This is a genomic window from Microcella sp. (assembly GCF_046293215.1).
Classification (GTDB): Bacteria; Actinomycetota; Actinomycetes; order Actinomycetales; family Microbacteriaceae; genus Microcella.
This window is the reverse complement of record NZ_JBKBPI010000007.1, coordinates 15,149-38,818: the sequence shown is the minus strand read 5'-3', so window position 1 is coordinate 38,818 and position 23,670 is coordinate 15,149. Positions and strand designations below refer to the sequence as shown.

The following is a 23,670-nucleotide window of genomic DNA, read 5'->3' as shown; positions in this document are numbered from 1 at the left end:
GGTGCCGCTGGTGCACGCACGGCGCGATGCCGTGCGTGCACCAGAATGGCCCTGATGGACTGGCAGACCAGCGAAGACACCGTTCCCTCGGCGTTCATCACCGAGGCGAACCGCCGCGCCCTGCGCGGAACTCCCCCCAGCACGGGCGCGTGGCGCGAAGGCGACCCTCCAGGCAACCGCCAGTTCGCCTCCCTCGGCGCGCTGCCTCTCGAGTCCGGAGAGACGCTCCCGGTCACCCGCTTGGCCTATGAGACGTGGGGCGAGCTGAACGCTGACGCCTCCAACGCCGTGCTGATCGTGCACGCGCTGACCGGAGACAGCCACGTCGTCGGCCGGCCGGGGCCCGGGCATCCGACCGCCGGGTGGTGGGGCGGCATCGTGGGGCCGGGGCTCGCGATCGACACCGACCGCTACTTCGTCGTCGCACCCAACATGCTCGGCGGTTGCCAGGGATCGACGGGGCCCGCCTCGTTCGCCCCCGACGGCGCTGAGTGGGGGTCGCGGTTTCCGTATCTGACGATCCGCGACCAGGTTCAGGCGCAGCGCCTGCTGGCCGACCGGCTCGGCATCGAGCGCTTCGCCGCCGTGATCGGCGGCTCCATGGGGGGGATGCACGCGATCGAGTGGGCGGTCGGTTCGCCCGATCGTCTCGAGCGCGTCGCCATCCTGGCCGCTCCCGCCATCTCGAACGCCGACCAGATCGCGCTGAATTCGGTGCAGATCGAGGCGATTCGCATGGACCCGACCTTCCGCAACGGCGCCTACTACGACGAGGAGGAGGGGCCGTACCGCGGGCTCGCCCTCGCTCGCCGCATGGCGCTGCTGAACTACCGCTCGCCCGACGAGCTCAATGAGCGCTTCGAGCGCTCCTGGCAGGGCGCCCTCGACCCGCTCGGACACGGCGGGCGGTTCGCCGTCGAGAGCTACCTCGACTTCCACGGCAACAAGTTCACCCGGCGCTTCGACGCCAACAGCTACATCACGCTCGTGGAAGCGATGAACTCGCACGACATCACGCGCGGACGCGGGTCGCTCGATGAGGTTCTCGGGGCGGTCACGGCGCGCGCCCTGGTGCTCGGAATCGACACCGACCGGCTCTTCCCGGTCGAGCAGCAGCAGGCGATCGCGGCGCGGCTGCCGACCACGATCCACGGCGCGGAGGCGGTGGTGATCTCCTCCCCCTTCGGCCACGACGCCTTCCTGATCGAAGATGACCTCGTCGGCGCGCACCTGGCCGCTCTGCTGGCGACGTGAGCGCAAGCGCGAGCCCGCGGTCGCGGTGCGCGTGTCGGCGCACGTGCGCAGAGCGTTCTAGGTGACAGACTGAGCCTGTGATCGAGCGCGAACGTCGCAGTCTGCTGCAGCGGGCCGCGCGGGCGATTGGTCTCGCTGGGCTCGCCGTGTCGGCGTTTTGCCTGTCTCTGCCCGGCATCGTCGACCCCGATCTGCTGCCTTCCGTGCTCATCCTGCTGACCGGTCAGGCCGGGGCGCTCATCATGGTCGGGCGCAGCGAGCACATCGGCTGGCCCGCGCTCACAATCGTGCTCGGACTCGCGGCGCTTGCCGTCGCTCAGTTGCCCTTCGGCACGAACACCTCGATCTCGTTGCCGATCGCGCTCGCTCCGCTCGGAGCGGTCGGGATCGGTGCCGTCGGCATCGTGTTGAGCGACAGCCAGCCGCGGTGGCTGCTGTGGGCGGGCGGCACCCTCGGTTCCGCCCTGCTCGTCTCGCTCGCCGGCCCGACGATGGGGCTGTTTTCGACCGCGGCGATCGCTACCCTCGCCGGCTGGACGATCACCATGATCATCGGCATTTGGGTCACGGTGGGAGTGCAACGCTCCATCGGCCGCATCGACGGAATCGGCCGCGCGCACCAGGTCGAGCGCCAGGCGAGCGAGATGGAAGCGCAGCGCCGCCAGAGCGCTCGACTGCTGCACGACACCGTGCTCGCCACGCTGACGCTACTCGCTCACTCCGGCGTCGGGGTCAGCGCCGAAGCCCTGCGCCAGCAGGCAACCGAAGACGCTCGACTGCTGCGCCAACTGCGGCTCGGGTCGACGCCGATGCCCCGATTCTCGGGCACATACAACCTCGAACCGGTCTCTGAGTCCACGCTCGGCACGACGCTCGAAAGCGTGAAGCAGCGGTTCTTGCGCATGGGGCTCGAAGTGCGCTGGCACGGCACAGGGCAGGTGTTGTTGCGCAGCGACGTGCTCGACGCCTTCCTGTTCGCCCTCGCCGAGTGTCTCGAAAACGTGCGCCGGCACGCCGGTGTCACCGACGCCGACGTCACCATCACCGAAAGCGACGACACCCTGCGGGCGGTTGTGACCGACGCGGGCGTCGGATTCGCACCGGACGAGGTCGAGGCTGGCCGCCTCGGCGTTGCCGAATCGGTCGTCGCGCGGTTGCGCGACGTGGGCGGCAACGCTCGCCTGTTCTCGACCCCCGGGGCGGGGACGACGGTCATTCTCGAGGTGCCCCGATGAGCGGCAAGCACGCGGCGTCGGTCCCCGACGAGCGCACGCTGGGCGCGCGCATCCGGCCGGCGGGAGCGCGGTCGTCGACTCGCCGCGGCTCGCCCACGTCGACGCACGCGTCGGCGCTCGGCAGCGGCTTCCTCGGAATCGGCATCGCGATCGTGGCGGCCCTGCAGTCAATGCTGGGGCTCGGCATCTTCCTCGCCCGGGCGGACACCTACGCGAGCCTTCTGCCGGCCGTATCCGCCTGGACGCTGCTGCTCGTCACCTTCCTGGGCATCATCGTCACCATCTCGGCGACGGGCGAGCGGCTACCCGACTGGCTGTACGCGTTCTTCCTCGTTGCCCTCGCCGCCGTGGTCTGGCTGGATTTCGTGGCGATTGCGCCCTTCAATGACGTGGGGCGCAATGCCAGCGCATCCATTTCTGCCGGCTTCGTCCTGTTGGTGATCGTGACGTTGCGCTCGCGCTGGGAGGTTCTCGTCGCCACGACCCTGCTCGGCATCGCCTTTGTCGTGGCCATCGTCATGACGACGCCGCTCACCCCCGTGACGATCCCGTACCAGGTCACGGCGGTCGCCCTCGCGGTCTCCCCCGGGATCATCGGCGTGCTGCTCGTTGCCGGGTTCGAACGCATCCTGCGGCGCGAGCTCGACCGCGTGCTCGTGCAGTCGACGGTCACGGCACCGCGGCTCGCCGTGGGCATGCTCGCCAGCGAGGAACTCGCTCGGCTCGACTACGACGCGGAGGAACTGCTCGACGCGGTCGCCACGGGGGATGCGCCCCTGCCGCTTCCGCCATCGCTCGCGTCGCGCGCGTCGTCGCTGGCGACAGAACTGCGCCTACACCTCGTGCAGGGACGGCGAGAAACGTGGCTGTTCCACGCCGTCACCGAATCCGATCACCTCGGTCGCTACGTCTCCGTGAGTGATCCGGGCGCGCTTGCGGGACTGCTGGACGACGTTCAGCGCGACGCCCTACTGGCCGCCCTGTGGCTGTTGTCGACCGACCCGGCGGGGGTCGCTCCGGCGCGGACGATCGACGTCGAACTCGGCCCGATTTCCGGCGGCGCGGTATCGGCCGGCGGCGACCAGACCATGGTGCCCATCGTGGTGCGCGTATCAGGCATGAAACGGAATCGTGTCGACCCCGGTGTGTGGGAGGCCCTCGACCGCGTGGGGCGTTACAGTGACACCACGGCCCAGGGCTCGCTTCACATTGAGGTGGACTGCGTGGTCGAAAACCCGGCTGACGCCGCCCGGCCCTCCTGACCGCGCGGCGGCACCGAAATACCTGTGGAGGGGCACCGCATGGCATCAGCGAATCCGTCGATCCGACTAGCGATTGTCGACGACCACCGCATGCTTCTGGGCGCGCTGACGGAGTGGATCCGCCAGGCCGCCGACGACATCGACATGGTTGCGGCCGTGGCGAGCTGGCCCGAACTGCTCGCCCACCCCGAGTTTCCCGTCGACGTCGTCCTGCTCGACCTTGACCTGAAAGACAACATCCCCGTTTCGCTGAAGATTCAGACGCTGAAGTCGACCGGCGTGCGGGTCGTGCTCATGAGCACCTACTCGGAGCCGAACGTCGTGCGCGAGGCGCTCAACGCGGGAGCACTCGGTTACCTCGTGAAGAGCGAAGACGCGGGGATGATCGTGGAGGCGATCCGCGCCGCTCGCCAGGGCGAGTCGTTCATCTCGGCAGAGCTCGACATGGCACTGCACGCGAGCGAGGGCGGCGGTTCGCCGCGCCTGAGCGCGCAGGAACGACGCGTCATGGCGCTGTACGGCGCGGGCGAGCCCGTGAAGTCGGTGGCGTACCAGCTCGGCATCTCGGAGGAGACCGCGAAGAGCTACCTGAAGCGCATCCGCGAGAAGTACCGCATCGCCGGGATCGACGTCGGCACGAAGGTGGCGCTGCGCAAGCAGGCCATCAACGATGGGATCCTCGTCGACACCCCCACGGGGGCGAGCCCGGTCTAGGCGCTACGGGTCCTGCTCTCGCGGCGGGCAACGAGCACGCTCAGCACGGCGAACCCGACGCCGATGACCGCGAGCACAAGCCCGACCCAGGCGGGGGCGAGATAGCCGAGTCCTGCGGCGACGACCAGCCCGCCGAGAAAGGCGCCGAGCGCGTTGCCCAGGTTCAGCGCCGAGTGGTTGAGGGCGGCGGCGAGCGTTTGGGAGTCGCCGGCGACATCCATGAGTCGCGTTTGGATGATCGGTGACAGGGCGGCGGCGGTGAAGCCGACGGCGAAGGTGCCGATGGCGGCGCCGACCGGTGTGCCGCCGGCGAGCCCGGTGAGGGTGAGCGCGGCGGCGAGGCCGGCGAAGGCGATGAAGACGGCGCGCGTGGTGCCGCCGTCGGCGAGGCGCCCGCCGAGGAGGTTGCCGAGGGTCATGCCGACGCCGGTGCTCGCGAGGAGCCACGGCACGGCGCCCGAAGAGAAACCCGCCTCCTCGGTCGCGAGCGGAGCGATGTAGCTGTAGACGGCGAAGAAGCCGCCGAAGCCGATCGCGCCGACGGAGACGGCGATCCACACCTGGGGGCGCGCGAACGCGGCGAGCTCCCGCCGGATCGTCGAGTTCGGGTCGCCCGCGACGACTGGCACGAGGATGCGTACGGCGAGGATCGTGGCGGCAAACACGGCGGCGACAAGCAGGTAGGCGGCGCGCCAGCCGGCGGCCTGGCCGACCGCCGTGATGATGGGCACGCCGATGACGGTAGAGACGGTGAGGCCGGCGAGGACGAGGGCGACGCCCTGGCCGCGCTTTCCCGGGCCCATGAGTTCGGCGGCAACGAGGGCGGCGACGCCGAAGTAGGCGCCGTGCGGGAGCCCCGCGATGAATCGGGCGGCGATGACCCCTTCGATGGTGGGCAGCGCCGCGGTGGCGAGGGTCGCGAGCGTGAAGGCGACCGCGAGGGCGATAAGCAGGCCGCGGCGCGGGAAGCGGCCGGCGATCGCGGCGATCGTCGGGGCTCCGACGACGACGCCGAGCGCGTAGGCGGTGATGACCCAGCCCGTGAGCCCGATGGCCGCGTCGGGGTCGGTGGCGAGCAGGCCCGGCACGAGGTCTGCGGCGATGTCGGGCAACAGGCCCATGGCGGCGAACTCGGTGGCGCCGATGCCGAAGCCGCCGAGGGCGAGGGCGAGGAGGGCGGCGATCGTGCGGCGGCGCGAGAGGGTGGGAGTTCGGTGGATTGCGGCGTCCGTCGGCGCGGGCACAGTCGGCACGGACTCGGCCGGACCGAATCCGGTCGGCACGGATCCGGTCGGCACGGAAGGCATTGTCACCTGTTCAGCCTATCGAATCGATTCGAGTGAGGTGCTCCTCCGCGGAGCCTCAGAACGGCGGTTCGTCGGGGAGCGGCGCTCTCGGACCAAATCGTCGGCGCGGTCGTGGAGGCGGACTGCCGTCATCGCGGCGTTCACGCGAGCGCACCGGTCTGGCCTCGGCCGCAGCCGCAGCAGTACTTCGCACGCGCGGTGGGTCGCCGAATCCGGGCGGCTCGCTAACGTGCACGCGGCGGCGCGGCGACGTCCATTCCAGGCGCCCCGCCCCGAGGTGCCGCACGCCCCACGATGTGCGGTGTTTCAGCTGGTGGTGTGACCGACACAGGTGGGCGAGGTTGTCGGCGGAGGTCGCGCCCCCGTGAGCCCAATCGACGGTGTGGTCGAGTTCGCAGGAGTTCGCGGCCCGCACGCAGCCGGGAAACCGGCACGTGTCGTCACGCACCCGGAGGGCGGCGGCCAGGTCAGCGGGCACGGTGTAGCGTTCGCGGCCGACGCTGAGCACGGCGCCGGTGTGGGGGTCGGTGAGGATGCGCCGGAAGCTCGGTGCTCGAGCCGCCCACCGCGCAGCCGTCTCGTCGTCTATAGGACCGTAGCCTTCCAGGTGCGCCGCCCGGGCGTCGGCGGCTACGTCGGCTCCCGCCCGCGCGAGCAAGGTTAGAGCGGGGACGGTGATCGAGACGCGGGGCCGGATGCCGTGACCGAGCGGCGTGTGTGCTGGAGCGGCACCGGCGCGGTGTGCTGTTTCGTCGCTCCCTCGCCCTGCGGTCTCACACGCCCCGCCCGGCACCTCTCCTGCGACGAGGAGTGCCGTGAAGACGTCGGTACGGCGCTGGGCCGCGGTGCGCGTCTCGCCGTCCCCTGCGAGGTTGCGCGCGATGGCGTTCACCCGGTTGTGGATCGCCACCGCGTCGATGGCCGGCAGGTAGGCGGTGAGGTAAGCCATCGCGTCGGCAGCGGGCTCGACCGCCACCCACCGTTCGGCGCTGGCCGTCTCGGCCCGCTGCTCGATCGGTTCGGGGTGCATCAGTTCGCGAAGCCGACGCAGCCGTCGCGCGAATGGGCCGACGCCCATGCGCTCGGCCGCGGAGAGCGCCAGCCGCTCAAACTCGGCCCGCGTCTCGGCGGGTAGGTCGCACGCTCGGTCGATGATCAACTGAGCATGACGCGGCGTGATGACTGCGCGCTCGAGGGCGTCGGCCGTCTCCGACAGGTGGGCTCCGAGCAACTCGGCGTGCGCGATACGGGTTTCGGCGGTGCGCTCCGACTCGCGCAGCAGCGTGGCCAGCTCGGTGGCGAGTTCGCGGCGGGCGGTGAAGCGGGGCGTCCAGGTGGCGCCGCCGCGTGCATCCGCAGAATTGTCGCCGGACGCCGCGGAACGCGCAGCGGCCGTTGCGACAATGCGGCGCTCGGTGAGCGCCCGCAGTTGCTCGATCGTGCGCGCGCGCCGCGCCTCGATGAGCGCCTCGCGTGCCTGCAACTCGATCAGATCATCGAGCAGTTGCTGCTCGCGCTCGCCGTCGGGATCGGCGACGGGCACCGCGACCCCGAACCGGTCGACCACGGCGTGGCGGTCGAGATTCGGGGTGGCGGTGGGGGCGTCCATGAGTGAAGTGAACCAGCGACCACCGACATTCGGTGAACGATGGCGGGCACGAGCGAGCGGGCTGGGGATAACCCGGCGCGAACACCATTACGCACGCGCTTTCCGGCGCCACTTGCCGCACGTAGTGCGCCCGAGACGCCGCGCACCGCGCACCTCACAGCGCGCCCGCGCGACCCCCCTACGCGATCGCGCTGCGGTCGGTCGGTAGCGGCGCCCCGCGCCCGGCGAACAGCCACGCCCCGCCAGCGATCACGAGCGGCACGGCGAAACCGATGATCGCGAGCGGCACCAGCGGCGGCGCGAACGGCAGGGGCCCGCCGGGGAGCGCGAGCGCCCCCGCTCCGAGTACGCCGAGGGCGGTGCCGACGAGAGATCCGAGGCCGGCGAGCAACAGCGCCTGCCAGAACCCGGATGCTCGGCGCAAGCGACGCGTCGCCCCCACGGCCCCGAGAATGGCCTCGTCGCGACGCCCGTCGATGCGGGCGAGGCCGAGTGCAATCGCGGAGGCGGCCAGCGCGATGGCGGCCGTGGCGCTCACCAGGATCAGCGCCGTCGGGCCGACGATGTCTTGCGGGCCTGTCTGCGCGAACGCGCGCGCCGCCCAGGGGTCACCCGACAGCTGCTGTGAGAGCTCGAGAAGCGCATCCTGCTGCGCCTGCCCGACCGTGAATGTCGGGTGCGCGATCACCATGCCAGGAGTCGGTTCTAGCCCGAGCTGTTCCGCGGCCTGGTGCGACATCAGGAGCGCACCCGGGATCGCAATGTCGAGTGTCTCCACCACCGCCGGAATGTTCTTCGACTGCACGATCGCATCCCCGCTGTCCCACAGCCCTCGCGCCGCGACGACCTGACCGTCGTACCACTCGATCGTCGCAAAGCCCTCTCGAACATATTCAGACCGCAAAGCGACCGCCCGACCTGCCTCGAGCGCGTCGACCGCCGCCGCAGACAGCGATGCACCCAAAGCCGACTCGAGCGTCGCGACATCGCCCACCCTGATCGGGTCTGCGACGTCGTAACCACTGTTGAGGGCGTTTCCCTGCTCGCGGTAGTCGACGCACCGCGGATCCCCCGCAGCGCGGCCCCACCATGCTTCGTATGTCTCGCCGTCATCGGGCCCGGCCCCTAGCATGTTCAGCGGACACACCTGGTCCGGATCCACGGCAACGCTGATCGTGGTCGTTCCCGGAGGAGGGATCAGCGCAGCCCCCGTGACGGGGTCATAACCCCACGTCTGGATTTCGGCCACACCGTTGACGATCGTGGCGGGCGCTCCCGCGATTGTGGCGATACCTGCTGACAGCTCCGCCAAGTCGTCGCGAACGCGGGTCTCCCCTGTCACCTGATCCACCGATCGAGCGGCTGCGGAGATCGAGTTGGGCGGGGTGGTCCAGATCCAGCCCTCTTCGTTCTCCTGCTGCACGGCGCCGATCGCGGTCAGCACGAAGGACGCGACGAAAACAGTCGACATCACCGCGCCGGCGACGGGAACCGTGCGCCCGGCATTGCGCGACGTGTCACGCGTTGCGAGCCGAACGGAGGTTCTCGCCGACGTCGTGACTCTCGCGAGCAGCCGGAGAAGGCTCGGAAGAGCGAGGAGAACGCCCACCTGCAGCACGACAGCCCCGAGTCCGATCGCACCAACGGAGACCGCGTCAAAGACCGCTGGGTACTCGTCGAGGGTGCGGGTCACCACGAGACCCACTCCCCCCATCACCAAAGACACCCCACCGAAGGTCATAACGGCGAGCGCCCGCCGTCTGGCGCCGCGACGGACATGCGCGGGTCGCCGCGCCCCCCGCAGCGCAGCAACGATGTCGATTCGCGTCGCGACCCGCGCCGGGATTGCCGCGGCGATCCAGCCAGCCCCAATGGCAGCGACGACGACCGCGGTCAGAATCAGCGGGTCGAGGTGAAAGCCGGGGTACTGCAGGGCGCTTCCGTTGCGGGTGAGCCGCATCACGACCGCGCCCGCACCGATTCCAAGCCCGAGGCCAACGGTTGCGCCGATCGCCCCCAACACGACACCGTTGGCGGTCACGACCGAGCGCAAGAGGCGATTCTCGGCGCCAACGCTGGCGACGATCGCCAGCGCGCGCTGTTGCTGGCGGGCACCGACCATGAAGGCGGCACCGGCGAGCAACACCACCTGAACGAGCAGGAAACCGCCGATGAGTGCGCCCAGGGCGAGGTATGAACCGTTCAAGCCGTACGCTGAGCCGTAGACATCGCGAGGAAGAGCGCCTGGATAGGGGCCGCCGCTGAGAATGACCTCGGGTGATGTCGCGATAATGCCCTGCTCGTTGAGCGCCAAGACGTCGTTCCAACTCAGCTTCGCGTCGAGAATGTAGAAGCGCGTTCCGGATTGTGCCGCAACGAGCTCCTCGGGAACCCCGAGTGCGGTTTCCGACCCGAAGAACATCGGTCGGTCATTGTCCGCGAACGAATCCCGGCCGATGCCCGTTACGATCAGGGGTTCCTGACTGGGCGGTACGTAAACGCTAGAGCCCACCTCGATTCCCAGCTGCGCGGCTAGGGCGACGCTGACGGCGATCTCGCTATCGCCTCGTGGCGCGGCGCCCTCGAGGATGTCGTATCGGCCGGCGAGTTCACGCACGAATACGTCCCCAGCGACCCCCTCGGCTTGACGGATGCGATCGCCCGACTTGACGGCGCCGTAGACCGCGCTCACCGGGATAATGCGCCCGTCGATCACATCCCTCGGGTCAACGCGCTCCCCACCGGGAGCCGGAAAATTCGCGGGATCCGGCACACCAATGCCACCCGCGATCGGCGCGCGAGGGTCTTGTGTCAAGCCCTGCGCGGGCGAAGTGACGATCTCGGCGATGCCCGTCGCATCCGCGAAATGAAGCCGAACCAGCTCGCGGTCCGTCGGATTCGAGCTCGCCACCACGACCGCCGTCGCTGACATGCCGGCGACGGGAATCGCCATCATTGCGACGATCAGGATGCTGCGCCCGAGTGAGCGACGCGCGTTTCGGGCGGCAAGGCGCAGGGCGATCCGCAGGGGCGGACGCGCGGTGCGCGCGGGCTTCTCGCTCACGCCCGTGCCCCCAGCAGCGCCGACGGGTCATCCCGCCGCGTCTCGTTCACGATGCGGCCGTCCTTCAGGAAGACGATGCGGTCGGCCCACGCGGCGTGCCTGGCATCGTGGGTGACCAGGATGCCGCCCGCGCCGTCGTCGATGCGCGAGCGCAGCATCCGCAGAACCAGCTCACCGGTGTGCGAGTCGAGGGCTCCCGTCGGCTCGTCGGCGAGGATCAGCGAGCGGCCGCCGACGACCGCGCGCGCGATCGCCGTGCGCTGCTGCTGCCCGCCCGACAGGTCGTCGGGGAAGTGGTCGGCACGGTCCTCCAGGTCGACGAGGCGCAGCGCGTCGAGGGCCGCGAGCCGGGCCTTGTGCCGCTTCCATCCGTCTAGCTCGAGCGGCAACTGCACGTTCTCGATCGCGGTGAGCGCCGGCACCAGGTTGAAGTCCTGAAAAACGAAGCCGAGCACCCGACGGCGGATCGCCGCCAGCTGCGCAGACGACGCGTCGCTCAGGTACTGGCCGTCGATGACAACCTCACCGCTCGTGGGAGTCACCAGCCCACCGGCGATCGTCAGCAGCGTCGACTTCCCCGATCCCGAGGCGCCCATGATGGCGACCAGCTCGCCGCGCTTCACCGTCAGGTCGACGCCTGACAGCGCGGATACGGCGTTCGCGCCCGAGCCGTAGTGCATCGACACGCCCTCGAGCCGCAGCAGCTCGGTCGCTCCGTGTCGCTCGCGGCGGTTCATCGCGCACCCCCCGTCGACGGCGAATCGGGATGCTCGGCCGCGTTGACGGAGTTCGCCGCGCCGGAGACGACGGTGGTCGTCGAAAGGGGTCGCCCCCGGCGCGGCGGGTCGGTGGGGGCGCCGTGAGCGCCCGTGGGTGGGGTCGCGTTGAGCCCGCGCTCCCGTAGCCGCGCGATGCGCGCCTCCGAGTGGTCGAGCCAGCGCACCTCGGCCTCCGCCTGGAAGATCAGCGCGTCGACGACGAGTTGCCACGAGAACTCGTCGATCGTGTCGGGGTCGCCGCCCGCGATCTTGCTGCGGGTCAGCGTCTGCAGCGTCGCGAGGGTCGCCGAGCGCTGCGCGTGAATGATCGCCTCGGCGTCGATGCCGGGCAGCGTCACCGCGAGCGCCAGCTTGATCGCGAGTTCGTCACGGGTGGTCGTCGCGCGCGGCACGGCCGTCGTCAACCAGGTGCGCGCCTCGGCCCGCCCCGAATCGGTGATGGCGTAGAAGACGTGACCGTCGGCATCCGTCTCGGTCTGCTCGACGAGACCGTCGCGCTCGAGGCGGTCGAGGGTCGCGTAGACCTGCCCGACGTTGACGGGCCATGAGCCGCCGGTGCGGCGCTCGAACTCGGCCTTCAGCTGGTAGCCGTAGTTGGGCGCCTGATCGAGCAGCGCCAGGATGCTGTGCCGGACCGACATGGTCCCCCGCCTTCTGCAGGCGGTTGCGTCCGCACCGTGCGGTCGATCGCGTGCATACGCAGTATATGCATACCGCGTATCCGTAGCGAGGATTTCTTACACGGAGGGCCTTTACGGCGTGTCGCCACCCTCCAGCGCCGCCTCCAGCCGCGCCACCTTGCCGTCCAACTCACCCACGCGCCCCGGCCGAATGTCGGCCTTCAGCACGAGCGAGACCCGCGTGCCGTACTCGCCGACAGCCTCGGTGGCGCGGCGCACGACGTCCATGACCTCGTCCCACTCCCCCTCGATCTCGGTGAACATCGACGAGGTGCGGTTCGGCAGCCCCGACTCGCGCACGATGCGCACGGCGGCCGCCACCGCCTCGTGCACCGAGTCGGGTTCCGAACCGGCCCTGCCGCCCGACGGGGCGACCGAAAATGCGACGATCATGGGGATGCTCCTTCCGCGTCCGCGACGGCGACCGGCGCCGAGCGCGCCCCGCCGTCCGCCCCCATCCTCCCCCGCGCGAATGCCACGAGCATCCAGGTCGCCCACAGCAGCAGCGCCGCGTACGCGAGGTTGCGGGCGGTGAGCACGACGAGCATCCAGATGTCGGCGTTCAGAACGGCGCCGTACGAGACCGGGTAGATGACCTGGGTGAGCGCCGCGGCGAGCAGCGCGAGCGTCGCCGGCACGCGAAACCGCACGCCACCGTCGGCGCGTGTGAGCACGCCGAGCACGATCGGCGCCGCGAGCCAGGTGGCGAACTGCGGAGATCCGACCTTGTTGACGGTGATGAGCGCGGCCACGAGGGCGAGCGTGAGCGCGGGGAGCAGCAACTGCTCGGGCACCCCGCGTCGACGCGCGAGGAGGCCGAGACCGAGTACGCCAAGCACAACGACCGCGAGCAGAGGCGTCGCCAGCGCCGCCGCGAGCTCGCTGCCCGGCCCCGACACCTGCCACGTGAGAATGTCGGTGTCGTAGGCGATGACGGCGGCCCGATCGGTGCCCGCGCCGCGCACGCCCGCGCCACCTCCGGACAGGCCCGCGAGCCACATCCACGGCAGGGCGAGCGGCGACTCGACCTGCAGCCCGCGGCCGGTCTGCTCGGTGAGCGGGCTAATGAGCGCCCAGCCTCCGCCGAGCAGCACGCCCACTCCAACGACGACGACGCTGACGCCGAGGAAGCCGCGGGTGACATCGACCCAGCGGCGCGCGGCGACGACGGCGGCGAGCAACAGCGCCCCCGGCCACACCTTCACCCACGCTCCGGCGGCCATCAGCGCCCCCGCCCAACGCGGATGCTCGGCGAGCACCGCAACCGCCGTCACCGCGAGCGCCGCCGTCACCGCGTCGATGCGGCCGAGCGCGATCGGGCCGAGCACGGCGAGAAACGCGAGCCACCACCAGGCCGCAGCCACGCGGCGCACGTCACGCTGCACCCCCGCGAGCGCCACGAAGGCGATCGCGTTGAGCGCCGACATGAGCAACAGCCACGCGAGCGACCCCGCCACCCCCTGCCCGAACGGAAACACCGCGAGCATGGGCAGCAGCGCCGGGTACGGGTAGACCCAGGCCGTGTCGATTCCGACCCAGCCCTCGCCCGCGATACCGAGCGCCGCCCAGAACGGATACACGAGCTGCACGTCGCCGAGCGGCAGACCCGGCAGCAGCAGGTTTCCCGCGACCAGCCAGGCATGCACGAGCACAAAGCCGCTGATCAGGGCGATGGGATGCGCGCCCACCGCCACGAGGCGTTCGCGGTTCAGCGCTCGCTCCCGTCGAGCACGCCCCGGATGACGCTCGGAACCGCCGCGCACACGTCCAGGATCGTCAGCGGCCCGCCGGCGGAGGCCCGGCGCGCTGCCCGGCCGTGCACAACCGCCGCGGCGGCGGCGAGTTCGGCGAGCCGGTCGTGGTCGGCGCCGCGGGCGATCTCGCTGAGCGCGAGCTCGCGCGCGTGGGTGGCGACGAGGGCGCCGAGGATTCCCGCGAGCGCATCGCCGGCACCGGCGGTGGCGAGCCAGGGCGTTGCCTCCGCGACCACGAGCATCCGGCCCTCGGGAGTCGCGATGCGGGTCGTCGCGCCCTTCAGCAGCACGACCGCGTCGAGCGCGATGGCGGCGTCGCGGACGGCGCGCTCGGGGTCGGCCGTCACCGCGGCCCGGTCGACACCGGTGAGGCGTGCCAGTTCACCGGCGTGCGGGGTGAGCACCCGAGGCACGGCTCGGGTGCGCGGGTCACGCGCGAGCGGCAACGCTCCGGCGTCAAGAACCAGCGGGGCCCCCGCGTCGAGCGCCGCGGTGACGCGGTCGTCGGCCAGCGGGTCGGTCTCACCCGAGTCGTCGAGCCCCGACCCGATGAGCCACGCCTGCGCGCGACCGAACACCGTCACCGTCTCGGGCCGGCGGGCCAGCACGAGGTCGGCAGCGCGGCGCGGGCCGAGGTAGCGCACCATGCCGAGGCCGGTGCGCAGCGCCGCCTCGACGGCGAGCACGGCCGCCCCCGGGTAGCGATCGGATCCGGCGACAACCCCGAGCACCCCGCGCGTGTACTTGTCGTCTGACGCCTCCGGCACGCGGATGCACGTCGCGGCATCCCCCGGACCGAACGCTGCAGCCTCACCCGTCATGCGCCCACCCTACGGTGGGAATACGGACGGCGACCCTCGGCTTGGATTCAAGCGTGGACTCGTTGCTCTTCAGCCCCCTGACCCTCCGCTCGCTCACCCTCCGCAATCGCCTGTGGGTCTCTCCCCTCTGCCAGTACTCGGTGACCCAGCAGGACGGAGTGCCGACCGACTGGCACCTGGTGCACCTCGGGTCGTTCGCCCGCGGCGGCGCCGGACTCGTCATGGCTGAGGCGACCGCCGTCGTGCCGGAGGGGCGCATCAGCCCGCACGACACCGGCATCTGGAACGACGAGCAGGCGACCGCGTGGAAGCGGGTCACCGACTTCATCCACAGCCAGGGCTCGGCTGCGGCGATCCAGCTCGCGCACGCGGGCCGCAAGGCGAGCGTCTACCCCGAGTGGGGTGAGCTGCGCGGCGGGCACCGCGGCCGCGGCACCGCGCCCATCGAGCACGGCGGCTGGGTTCCCGAGGCGCCGAGCGCGATCGCATTCGAGGGGTACGCGACGCCCGCCGCGGTGTCGGCCACGCGCATCCAGCAGCTCGTTCAGGCGTTTGCCGACGCGGCACGGCGCAGCGTCGAGGCCGGCTTCGACCTCGTCGAGGTTCACGCCGCCCACGGTTATCTGATTCACCAGTTCCTGTCGCCGCTGTCGAACGAGCGCGACGACGAGTACGGCGGCTCGCTCGAGAACCGCGCGCGCTTCCTGCTCGACATCGTGCGGGCGGTGCGCGCCGCAGTTCCCTCCACCCCGGTGCTGGTGCGCTTCAGCGCCACCGACTACACCGAGGGCGGCTGGGACGAAGACCAGACCGCGACGGTCGCGCGCTGGGCGCTGGAGGCGGGCGCCGACCTGTTCGACATCTCCTCGGGCGGTCTCGTGCGCGCGCCGATCACCGTCGGCCCCGGCTACCAGGTGCCCCTTGCGGCGCACGTTCGCGAGCACGGCGAGGTGCCGGTGAACGCCGTCGGAATGATCACGACCGCCGCGCAGGCGGAGCAGATCCTGCGCGAGGGGAAGGCCGACGCGATCATGATGGGTCGCGAGTTCATGCGTGACCCGCACGCGCCGCTGCGATTCGCCCGCGAACTCGGCGTCGAGTTCGCCGAGGGTGCCGACCTCTGGCCGCCGCAGTACGTGCGCGCGAAAATGTAGCGCGCACGGACGCGGTGCACGTCGGCGTCGTCCGATCAGGCGGATGCTCGGCTCGGCTTCACCGCCCGGCCCAGCACCGACGTGGTCACATGGTCGACGGTCGCGCCGTCGCCGCTCGTCAGCATGAGCCGCAGCGCGCGCATGAGCGCCGCACGCCGGTCGTCGTCGAAGCGGTCGACGACGGGGCCGAACGGGGTGCCGAACAGCCCGTTCAGCTCGGCGTCGAGGCTCGGCCAGCGCACCGGCAGTGACTCGCGCGCCGCGCGCACCTCGGCGAGCCCGGCGCCCACGAGGGCGTCGACGACGTCGGCCACCGACATGGTGAGCGCCGCGTTCGAGATCGTGCGCGGGGTGCCTGCCGCGGCCGCGTCGGCGGTGAGCGCGTCGGCGAAGGCGTCGAACGGGTCAAGCCGTTCGCCCTCGGCCCAGACGGCGACGACCAGGACTCCCCCGGGCTTGAGCACCCTCCGGCACTCGGCCAGGGCCGCCCGACGGTCGGCCATGAACGGCAGGCCCTGCTGGCAGAGCACCGCATCGACGCTGTCGTCGGGCAACTGGATCGCGGTCGCGTCGCCCACCAGGGCCTCAATGGGGGCGCGCCCGGGTGAGGCGTCGTCGATGGCGTAGTCGAGCATCCGGGCGCTCGAATCGCACGCGATCACGCGACCGGACTCGCCGACGGACGCGGCCGCCGCGCGCGAGGCGGCACCCGTTCCGGCGGCGACGTCGAGCACCGTCGCGCCCGGCGTGAGACGCGCGAGGCGCACCAGCCGGTGCGCCCACGGTTCGAACAGCACCGGGTCGAGGTAGCGGTGGTAGTTCTCGGGAACACTCGGCGCGTCGAAGTGGTTACGGCGCGGGGCGCCCGCCGCGGAACTCGACGAGCGGGATGCGGTTGCCGCGTTCACGGCACTACACCCGCCCCAGCACGGTCGCCGGGTCGCTCAGGGTGCGCCCGACGTCGGTGAGGAAGCGCGCACCCTGCTCACCGTCCACGAGCCGGTGGTCGAAGGACAGGCTGAGGGTCATGACATCGCGCAGGCGGATGCGGCCGCGATGCTCCCATGGCCTGCGTTGCACGGCGCCGGTCGCGAGGATCGCCGCCTGCCCCGGCACGAGGATGGGGGTTCCCGCGTCAATGCCGAACACGCCGACGTTCGAGATCGTGATCGTGCCGCCGCTCAACTGCTGCGGGCTGAGTTCGCCGGCCCGGGCGGTGCGCGCGAGCTCGGCGATGGCGTCGGTCAGCTCGGCGACGGTCTTCTCGTGGGCGCCGTGCACGACGGGAACCATGAGCCCGCGCGGGGCGGCGACCGCGATGCCGAGGTTCACGTGACCCCACTCGACGATCTCAGAGGCGTCGTCGTCCCAGTGGGAGTTGAGCGCGGGCTGCGCGGCGGCCGCGAGACACACCGCCTTCGAGATGACGGCGAGCAGCGAGGCACGGTCGCCCACCTCGGTGAGCCGCTTCACAAGCTTCATGGTGCGAGTGACGTCGACCGTGAGGAACACGCTCGCGTGCGGCGCCGTGAAGGCGCTCTCGACCATGGCCTGCGCCGTCGCCTTGCGCACGCCCTTGATCGGCGTGCGGCGCTCGGCCGGGAAGCCTGCCCGCCCCGGTGCCGGGGCGGAGGTCGCGCGATCGCCCGCCCCCGGCGCGCCCGGCGCGCTCGGCGCGCTCGGTGCTGACGCCGCGTGCTGCACATCGTCGCGCGTGACGAGCCCGTGCGGCCCGGAGCCGGCGAGCTGGGCGAGATCGACGCCGAGGGTGTGCGCGAGCTTGCGCACGGGAGGCGTCGCGAGAGTGCGGGTGCCGGCCGCCGTCGCTGACGGGTTCGCGGTCGCGGTCGCGACGGTCGCGGGGGCGGCGGGGATGCTCGCCGCCGCCGGCTGGAACGCCCCCTTCCGCGCCTTCCGCGCCGGCGCCCTGCCGGAGGCCGCGGCGGGCCCGTAGCCGACGAGCACCGACTGGCGCTCGGGCTCGGCCGGAGCCGCTGCCGCGGGTTCTGCGGACGACGCACTCGCCGCGGGCGCGTCGGGGACCGACGCGGGTGCGGCGTCGCCACCGGCCACCTCGAAGCGCACGATCGGCGTGCCGACCTGCACCGTCTCGCCGGGTTCAGCGCACAGTTCGGTGACGACGCCGGCGACCGGAGACGGCAATTGCACAACCGCCTTCGCCGTCTCGACGTCGGCGATCGTCTGGTTGAGGGTCACGGTGTCGCCGACGCTGACGTGCCATTCGACGAGTTCGGACTCGGTGAGCCCCTCGCCGAGGTCGGGCAAACGGAACTCGCGGGTCGCCATCAGAGCACCGCCCCCGCGTAGAGGGCCGGCCGTCTGCCCATCGTGCGATCGACCGCGTCGAGGATGCGGTCGAGGTCGGGCAGGAAGTGCTCTTCGTGGCGCGACGCCGGGTAGGGAATGTCGAAGCCGGTGACCCGCTGGGGGGCCGCTTCGAGGTGGTAGAAGCAGCGGTCGGTGAATTCGGCCGCAAGGTCGGCGCCGATTCCGCCGGTGCGCTGGGCCTCGTGCGCGATGACGAGCCGACCGGTCTTCGCGACCGAGGCGACGACCGTGTCGACGTCGACGGGGGCGAGCGAGCGCAGGTCGATCACCTCGATCGAGACGGCGTCGGCGTCTCCGCCGCCCGACCCCGCTGCCGCGGCCGCCGCGGCATCAATCGCGGTGGCGACGAGCGGACCGTAGGTGACGAGCGTCACGTCCGTCCCGGGCACGACGACGCGGGCCGAGCCCATCGGCAGCACGTCGTCGCGGTCGATGGCGTCTTCGTCGACCTCGCCCTTCGTCCAGTAGCGGCGCTTGGGTTCGAAGAACAGCACGGGGTCGTCGCACCGGATCGCCTGCTGCAGCATCGCGTGCGCGTCCTGCGGCGTCGAGCAGGTCACGACCCTGAGGCCCGCCGTGTGCGCGAAGTAGGCCTCCGGGCTCTCGGAGTGGTGCTCGACCGCTCCGATGCCGCCGCCGAACGGCACGCGAATCGTGATGGGCATGCGCACGTTCCCGCGGGTGCGGTAGTGCAGCTTCGCCACCTGGGTGACGATCTGGTCGAACGCCGGGTAGATGAAGCCGTCGAACTGAATCTCGACGACCGGTCGGAACCCCTTGAACGCGAGCCCGACGGCCATGCCGAGAATTCCGGATTCCGCGAGCGGCATATCCATGACTCGGTCGCCGCCGAACTCCTTCTTGAGCCCATCGGTGACGCGAAACACGCCGCCGAGGGTGCCGATGTCTTCGCCCATGATGAGGACCCGGTCGTCGTGCGCGAGCGATCGCCGCAACGACGCGTTGAGCGCTTTTGCCAGAGTCATCTCGGCCATCAGCTCTCGCCCCCCTCGAAGCTGTCGAGATACTCGCCGAACTGGCGGCGCTGCTCGTCGATGCCGCGGTGCGGCTCGGCGTACACGTGGTCGAACATGGCGAGCGGTGGCGGATCGGTCTGCTCCGTGCATCCCGCTCGGAATTCGGCGGCCGCCTCGTCGGCGCGACGGGCGATGGATGCGGCAAGCGCGTCATCGAGGACGCCGGCTTCGCGCAGGTGCGCCTCCACGCGCGCGAGCGGGTCGCGCCCCGCCCACTCTTCGCGCTCGAGCGGGTCAACGTAGCGTGACGGGTCGTCGGAGGTGGTGTGGGGCCCCATGCGGTAGGTGATCGCCTCGATGAACGTCGGGCCGCCTCCCTCGCGGGCCTGCTCGACGGCACGGCGCATGACGGCCATGACGGCGAGCACGTCGTTGCCGTCGACCCGCACGCTGGGAATGCCGAAGCCGGGTGCCCGGTCGGCGATCGGCCGCTGTGCCTGCAGGGTCACTGGCTCGCTGATCGCCCACTGGTTGTTCTGGCAGAAGAAAATGACGGGGGCGCGGAAGGAGGCGGCGAACACCATCGCCTCGTTCACGTCGCCCTGCGTGGTGGCGCCGTCGCCGAAGTAGGCGACCGCGACCGAGTCCTCACCGTCGAGCTTCGCCCCGACGGCGTACCCCATGGCGTGCAGGGCCTGCGTGCCGATGACGATGGCGGGGGTCGCCATGCCGACCTCGTAGGGGTTCCAGCCCGAGAGGGCGGTGCCGCGCCAGACGTTGAGCATTTCGGTGAGCTTCACGCCGCGGCAGTAGGCGACGGCGTTCTCGCGGTAGCTCGAGAACACGAAGTCGTCGGGGCGCAGCACCCGGGCCGAGCCGACCTGGGCGGCCTCCTGGCCGAGCAGCGGCGGCCAGAGACCCAGCTCGCCCTGGCGTTGCAGCGCGGTCGCCTCGACGTCGAGGCGACGCACGATCACGAGGTCTTCGTAGAGGCTCGCGAGCTGGTCGCCCGAGACGTCGGCGACGTAGTCGTCGTAGGGAGCGTGCGGAACTCGGCGACCGGAGGGGTCGAGCAGCTGAACCGGGCGGTCGTGCGGCGCGGATGCGCGCGGCTGCGACTCGCGGGATTCGGACAGGGACGACGGCATTGGCTCCTCCGATCCACCGCTCGCGACTGGTGTGTCGGTGCGCGGTGACGCTCACAGTTCCCACTTGTGGCGGAAACTGACCCGGGCGACGGTGCCCGAGGCTACCTACGACGGTATCCCCGAAGCGCGCCCGCGACAAGCCGGGCACGCCGAGCTGTGGATGCTCATACGGGCACGAACGGACGGCTGCTGTCGCGCGCGCCGGGCGCCCGCGCGGTCGGCATACTGGTCGCAGACGACTCGACACGTGAGGAGACCCGATGGCAATGGCGCCCGGGAGTGACGCGATCATCATCGGCGCGGGCCTGTCTGGCCTGGTGGCGGCAGCCGAACTGGTTGACGCCGGCAAACGCGTGACGATTGTCGACCAGGAGCCGGAGGCGACCTTCGGCGGGCAGGCCTGGTGGTCGTTCGGCGGGCTGTTCCTCGTCGACAGCCCCGAACAGCGCCGGATGGGCATCCGCGACTCGCTCGAGTTGGCCCGCGCCGACTGGGCGGGCACGGCGGGCTTCGATCGGCCGGAAGATGACCACGCGCGCGCGTGGGCGGAGGCCTACCTCGCGTGGGCTGCCGGTGAGAAGCGCGCATGGCTGCGCGACAAGGGCATTGGGCTTTTTCCGGTCGTCGGCTGGGCCGAGCGCGGCGGCGACACGGCGACGCGCCACGGCAACTCGGTGCCCCGCTTCCACATCGTGTGGGGCACGGGACCGGGCATCCTCGAGCCGTTCATCCGCACCGTGCGGCGTGGCGTCGACGAGGGGCTCGTCACGCTGCTCTTCCGCCACCGCGTCGATGCGCTGTCGGTGACCGACGGGCGCGTTCACGGGGTGACCGGTAGCATCCTCGCGCCCGACGACGCCGAGCGAGGGGCGCCGTCGAATCGCGACGTGGTCGGCGACTTTGCCCTGCAGGCCGATGCGGTCGTGGTTGCCTCAGGCGGCATCGGCGGCAACCACGACCTCGTGCGCGCCGCGTGGCCCGAGCGTCTCGGCACTCCCCCAACCCGCATGCTCAGCGGCGTGCCGGAGCACGTCGACGGGCGCGGGCTCGGCATCGCCGAGGTGGCCGGCGCACGACTCGTCAACGGCGACCGCATGTGGCACTACGTGGAAGGCCTCGAGAACTACGCGCCCGTGTGGCAGCGGCACGGCATTCGGATTCTGCCGGGGCCCTCGAGCCTGTGGCTCGACGCGACGGGCAGACGACTGCCGACTCCCCTGTTTCCCGGATTCGACACCCTCGGCACGCTCGCGCACCTGCGGAACACCGGGTACGACCACAGCTGGTTCGTCACGACCCAGTCGATCATCGAAAAAGAGTTCGCGCTGAGCGGCAGCGAGCAGAACCCCGACCTGACGGGCAAGAGCGTGCGCGAGCTGCTGCGCCAGCGCCTCGGGAAGGGTGCGACGGAGCCGGTGGAGGCGTTCAAACGGCAGGGGGCGGATTTCATCGTCGCCGACTCCGTCGACGAACTCGTCGAACGCATGGCCGCCCTCGAACCGAACGCGCCGCTCGATACGGACCGCGTGCGCGACGAAATCGCCTCGCGCGATCGGATGCTCGACAACGGCTTCGGAAAGGACGCCCAGCTGACCGCCGTGCGCGGCGCGCGCCGCTACCGCGGCGACAAGCTGATCCGCGTCGCTCGCCCCCACCGACTGACCGACCCGGTGCATGGGCCGCTCATCGCCGTGCGTCTGCACGTCATCACCCGCAAGAGCCTCGGCGGCATCCAGACCGACCTCGATTGCCGAGCGCTCGACGCCGACGGGTCACCGATCCGCGGGCTGTATGCGGTCGGCGAGGCCGCGGGGTTCGGCGGCGGCGGCGTGCACGGCTACCGCTCCCTCGAGGGCACCTTCCTCGGCGGCTGCCTGCACACGGGGCTGCGGGCGGGGCGGGCGATCGCACGCGGATGATCTGAGCGCGCGGGAGCAGGCGCCGCGATGGGGGTGCGTCGCCTAGAGGCTCCAGGCGACGGGCTTCACGAGCACGTGGCCACGGCGTGACGTGAGCCGCAGCCAGGCCCCCGAGGCAAACTGCTGCACCTGCTCGTCATCGGAACCCTCCGACGCGTCGTCGAGAAAACCCAGGCTCTCGGCCGCGAACGCCGCGCCCGCCGGCAGGTGGTCGTGGCCGCCGATGGAGCGACCCCACACCTCGGAGCGCACCCGGTCAACGAGCGCCTGACCGGGGTTGTCGGGCACCGCGGCTGCGACCTCCGCGATCCCCTCCGACGCCGTCCGCCGCAGGGTCGAGGCGGCGACCGGCGCCATGCGCTGCCAGCCGCCCCGAGGCGGCGAAATTGCGGCCCAACTCACGGAGTGCACGGGCGTCGGCAAGGCGAGGTCGATGGGAGCCGCGTCGTCCGTGACGGCCGCGAGGCGCGCATCCACTCGCGTGTGCAGGGAGCGCAAGGGAACGACCGCGTCGACCGTGCCGTCGGGTGCGGCGAGCGTGCGCAGCCCGAGCACGGTGGGGCTGCGGTCGAGCAGGCCCTTCGGGGCGATGACGGCGACGTACGCGGCGAGCACGCCCGAGTCGGCGATGATGCGCATTGAGCCGGCCTCGTCGAGGCGCAGGGCGCGGGCGGCGAGCGTGCCGAGGTCGCGTAGCGCGGCGGCGCTTCCCAGGGTCACGGAGGCAGGCATCGCTTCTAGACTACGGGGCGATGAACGACGACAAGCGCGACCCCGTAGCCTCCATGCTCGCCGCCCTCACACTCAGCGAGACGGGTGCGCGCACGAGCGAAGACATCTTCACCGCCCCCAGCCAGTGGATGCCGCACGGTCGGGTGTTCGGCGGCCAGGTCGCCGCCCAGTCGGTGCTCGCCGCCATGCGGACGGTCGAGGCCGACCGCAGCGTGCACTCGATGCACGGGTACTTCCTGCGGCCGGGCGACGTCGCCCAGCCGATCACGTTCAGCGTCGACCGCATTCACGACGGCCGGTCGTTCTCGACGAGGCGCAGCCAGGCCTACCAGAACGGCGTGCCGATCTTCTCGATGATCGCGTCGTTCCAAGACGATGACCCGGGGCTCGACCACCAGGCGCAGATGCCCGAGGGGCTCCCGCAGCCGGAAGAGCTGCCGAGCGCCGCCGAGGTGCTCGAGCCGATCGACCACCCGACGGCGCAGTTCTGGGCGAGCTCCCGGCCCTTCGATCTGCGGCACGCGCCGGGGCCCGTGTACTTCCGCGTCGAGGGGGCCCAGGTGCCGCACCAGGCCGTGTGGTTCCGCTCGCTGGCGCCGCTGCCCGACGACCCCGACCTGCACCGCGCAGCCCTCGTCTATGCGAGCGACTACTCGATCCTCGAGCCGATCCTGCGCGCGCATGGCCACTCGTGGGCGACGCCGGGGCTCAAGATGGCGAGCCTCGACCATGCCCTGTGGTGGCACCGCTTCGCGCGCGTCGACGACTGGCTCTGCTACGTGCAAGAGTCGCCGAACGCCATCGGCGGTCGCGGCCTGTCGACCGGCCGCATCTTCACCCGCGACGGGATGCTCGTGGCGTCCGTGGCGCAGGAGGGCATGGTGCGGGTGCCGCGCCAGGCGTAGCCGCCCC

20 protein-coding genes are annotated in these 23,670 nt (G+C 71.3%); 7 read left to right on the top strand and 13 right to left on the bottom strand.

Going from position 1 to position 23,670, the window contains the following annotated elements; all coding sequences use genetic code 11:
* Window positions 1-54: 54 nt before the first annotated feature.
* From ACK4SC_RS07680 to ACK4SC_RS07665, 4 genes are all read left to right on the top strand, one after another.
* Window positions 55-1,254 carry a homoserine O-acetyltransferase gene (locus ACK4SC_RS07680; protein ID WP_409616794.1) on the top strand — a complete coding sequence of 400 codons (1,200 nt, stop codon included), beginning with the start codon at window positions 55-57 and terminating at the stop codon, window positions 1,252-1,254.
* A 77-nt stretch (window positions 1,255-1,331) separates the two neighbouring features.
* Entirely contained in the window at window positions 1,332-2,489 is a 1,158-nt protein-coding gene (locus ACK4SC_RS07675) for a sensor histidine kinase (protein ID WP_409616792.1), read from the top strand.
* On the top strand, window positions 2,486-3,751 hold the full coding sequence (locus tag ACK4SC_RS07670) for a hypothetical protein (protein ID WP_409616790.1): 1,266 nt from the start codon (window positions 2,486-2,488) through the stop codon (window positions 3,749-3,751). Before ACK4SC_RS07675 ends, ACK4SC_RS07670 begins: the two co-directional genes overlap by 4 nt.
* Window positions 3,752-3,790: 39 nt before the next feature.
* The gene (locus ACK4SC_RS07665; RefSeq protein WP_409616788.1) at window positions 3,791-4,465 is read left to right on the top strand and encodes a response regulator; all 675 of its coding nucleotides are present in this window, start codon (window positions 3,791-3,793) and stop codon (window positions 4,463-4,465) included.
* Here ACK4SC_RS07665 and ACK4SC_RS07660 read toward each other — a convergent pair.
* The 8 genes from ACK4SC_RS07660 to ACK4SC_RS07625 all read right to left on the bottom strand — a co-directional run bounded on the left by ACK4SC_RS07660 (window position 4,462) and on the right by ACK4SC_RS07625 (window position 14,479).
* On the bottom strand, window positions 4,462-5,772 hold the full coding sequence (locus tag ACK4SC_RS07660) for an MFS transporter (RefSeq protein WP_409616936.1): 1,311 nt from the start codon (window positions 5,770-5,772) through the stop codon (window positions 4,462-4,464). The genes ACK4SC_RS07665 and ACK4SC_RS07660 overlap by 4 nt on opposite strands.
* A 55-nt stretch (window positions 5,773-5,827) precedes the next feature.
* Window positions 5,828-7,381 (bottom strand): DUF222 domain-containing protein, encoded by a 1,554-nt coding sequence (locus ACK4SC_RS07655; protein WP_409616786.1) that lies wholly within the window; start codon window positions 7,379-7,381, stop codon window positions 5,828-5,830.
* A 178-nt stretch (window positions 7,382-7,559) separates the two neighbouring features.
* Window positions 7,560-10,445, bottom strand: coding sequence for an FtsX-like permease family protein (locus ACK4SC_RS07650; RefSeq protein ID WP_409616784.1), 2,886 nt, complete (start codon window positions 10,443-10,445; stop codon window positions 7,560-7,562).
* Window positions 10,442-11,182, bottom strand: coding sequence for an ABC transporter ATP-binding protein (locus tag ACK4SC_RS07645; RefSeq protein ID WP_409616782.1), 741 nt, complete (start codon window positions 11,180-11,182; stop codon window positions 10,442-10,444). Before ACK4SC_RS07645 ends, ACK4SC_RS07650 begins: the two co-directional genes overlap by 4 nt.
* Window positions 11,179-11,865: a PadR family transcriptional regulator gene (locus tag ACK4SC_RS07640; RefSeq protein ID WP_409616780.1), complete on the bottom strand. Its 687-nt coding sequence runs from the start codon at window positions 11,863-11,865 to the stop codon at window positions 11,179-11,181. Before ACK4SC_RS07640 ends, ACK4SC_RS07645 begins: the two co-directional genes overlap by 4 nt.
* Before the next feature lie 111 nt (window positions 11,866-11,976).
* Window positions 11,977-12,297: an MTH1187 family thiamine-binding protein gene (locus ACK4SC_RS07635; protein ID WP_096422141.1), complete on the bottom strand. Its 321-nt coding sequence runs from the start codon at window positions 12,295-12,297 to the stop codon at window positions 11,977-11,979.
* On the bottom strand, window positions 12,294-13,667 hold the full coding sequence (locus ACK4SC_RS07630) for a glycosyltransferase 87 family protein (protein WP_409616778.1): 1,374 nt from the start codon (window positions 13,665-13,667) through the stop codon (window positions 12,294-12,296). Before ACK4SC_RS07630 ends, ACK4SC_RS07635 begins: the two co-directional genes overlap by 4 nt.
* A complete protein-coding gene (locus ACK4SC_RS07625; protein WP_409616776.1) occupies window positions 13,613-14,479 on the bottom strand; it encodes an NAD(P)H-hydrate dehydratase in 867 nt (288 codons plus the stop codon). Before ACK4SC_RS07625 ends, ACK4SC_RS07630 begins: the two co-directional genes overlap by 55 nt.
* 53 nt (window positions 14,480-14,532) lie before the next feature.
* Here ACK4SC_RS07625 and ACK4SC_RS07620 point away from each other — a divergent pair, with 53 nt between their 5' ends.
* Window positions 14,533-15,633 carry an NADH:flavin oxidoreductase/NADH oxidase gene (locus ACK4SC_RS07620; RefSeq protein WP_409616774.1) on the top strand — a complete coding sequence of 367 codons (1,101 nt, stop codon included), beginning with the start codon at window positions 14,533-14,535 and terminating at the stop codon, window positions 15,631-15,633.
* Window positions 15,634-15,668: 35 nt separating this feature from the next.
* Here ACK4SC_RS07620 and ACK4SC_RS07615 read toward each other — a convergent pair whose 3' ends face one another.
* The 4 genes from ACK4SC_RS07615 to pdhA are packed head-to-tail and all read right to left on the bottom strand — an operon-like array spanning window position 15,669 to window position 20,107.
* The gene (locus tag ACK4SC_RS07615; RefSeq protein ID WP_409616772.1) at window positions 15,669-16,541 is read right to left on the bottom strand and encodes a class I SAM-dependent methyltransferase; all 873 of its coding nucleotides are present in this window, start codon (window positions 16,539-16,541) and stop codon (window positions 15,669-15,671) included.
* 4 nt (window positions 16,542-16,545) lie between these two features.
* Entirely contained in the window at window positions 16,546-17,940 is a 1,395-nt protein-coding gene (locus ACK4SC_RS07610; RefSeq protein WP_409616770.1) for a dihydrolipoamide acetyltransferase family protein, read from the bottom strand.
* Window positions 17,940-18,977: an alpha-ketoacid dehydrogenase subunit beta gene (locus ACK4SC_RS07605; RefSeq protein ID WP_409616768.1), complete on the bottom strand. Its 1,038-nt coding sequence runs from the start codon at window positions 18,975-18,977 to the stop codon at window positions 17,940-17,942. The genes ACK4SC_RS07610 and ACK4SC_RS07605 overlap by 1 nt, the downstream gene beginning before the upstream one ends.
* Window positions 18,977-20,107 carry a pyruvate dehydrogenase (acetyl-transferring) E1 component subunit alpha gene (gene pdhA / locus ACK4SC_RS07600; protein ID WP_409616767.1) on the bottom strand — a complete coding sequence of 377 codons (1,131 nt, stop codon included), beginning with the start codon at window positions 20,105-20,107 and terminating at the stop codon, window positions 18,977-18,979. The genes ACK4SC_RS07605 and pdhA overlap by 1 nt, the downstream gene beginning before the upstream one ends.
* A 260-nt stretch (window positions 20,108-20,367) precedes the next feature.
* On the opposite strand from pdhA, the gene ACK4SC_RS07595 reads away from it, so the two are divergent.
* Window positions 20,368-22,026, top strand: coding sequence for an FAD-binding dehydrogenase (locus ACK4SC_RS07595; RefSeq protein ID WP_409616765.1), 1,659 nt, complete (start codon window positions 20,368-20,370; stop codon window positions 22,024-22,026).
* Window positions 22,027-22,068: 42 nt separating this feature from the next.
* Here the strand turns inward: ACK4SC_RS07595 and ACK4SC_RS07590 are convergent, their stop codons facing one another.
* Window positions 22,069-22,758 (bottom strand): hypothetical protein, encoded by a 690-nt coding sequence (locus tag ACK4SC_RS07590; RefSeq protein ID WP_409616764.1) that lies wholly within the window; start codon window positions 22,756-22,758, stop codon window positions 22,069-22,071.
* A gap of 20 nt (window positions 22,759-22,778) precedes the next feature.
* Here ACK4SC_RS07590 and ACK4SC_RS07585 point away from each other — a divergent pair, with 20 nt between their 5' ends.
* The gene (locus tag ACK4SC_RS07585) at window positions 22,779-23,663 is read left to right on the top strand and encodes an acyl-CoA thioesterase (RefSeq protein ID WP_409616762.1); all 885 of its coding nucleotides are present in this window, start codon (window positions 22,779-22,781) and stop codon (window positions 23,661-23,663) included.
* Window positions 23,664-23,670 lie beyond the last annotated feature (7 nt).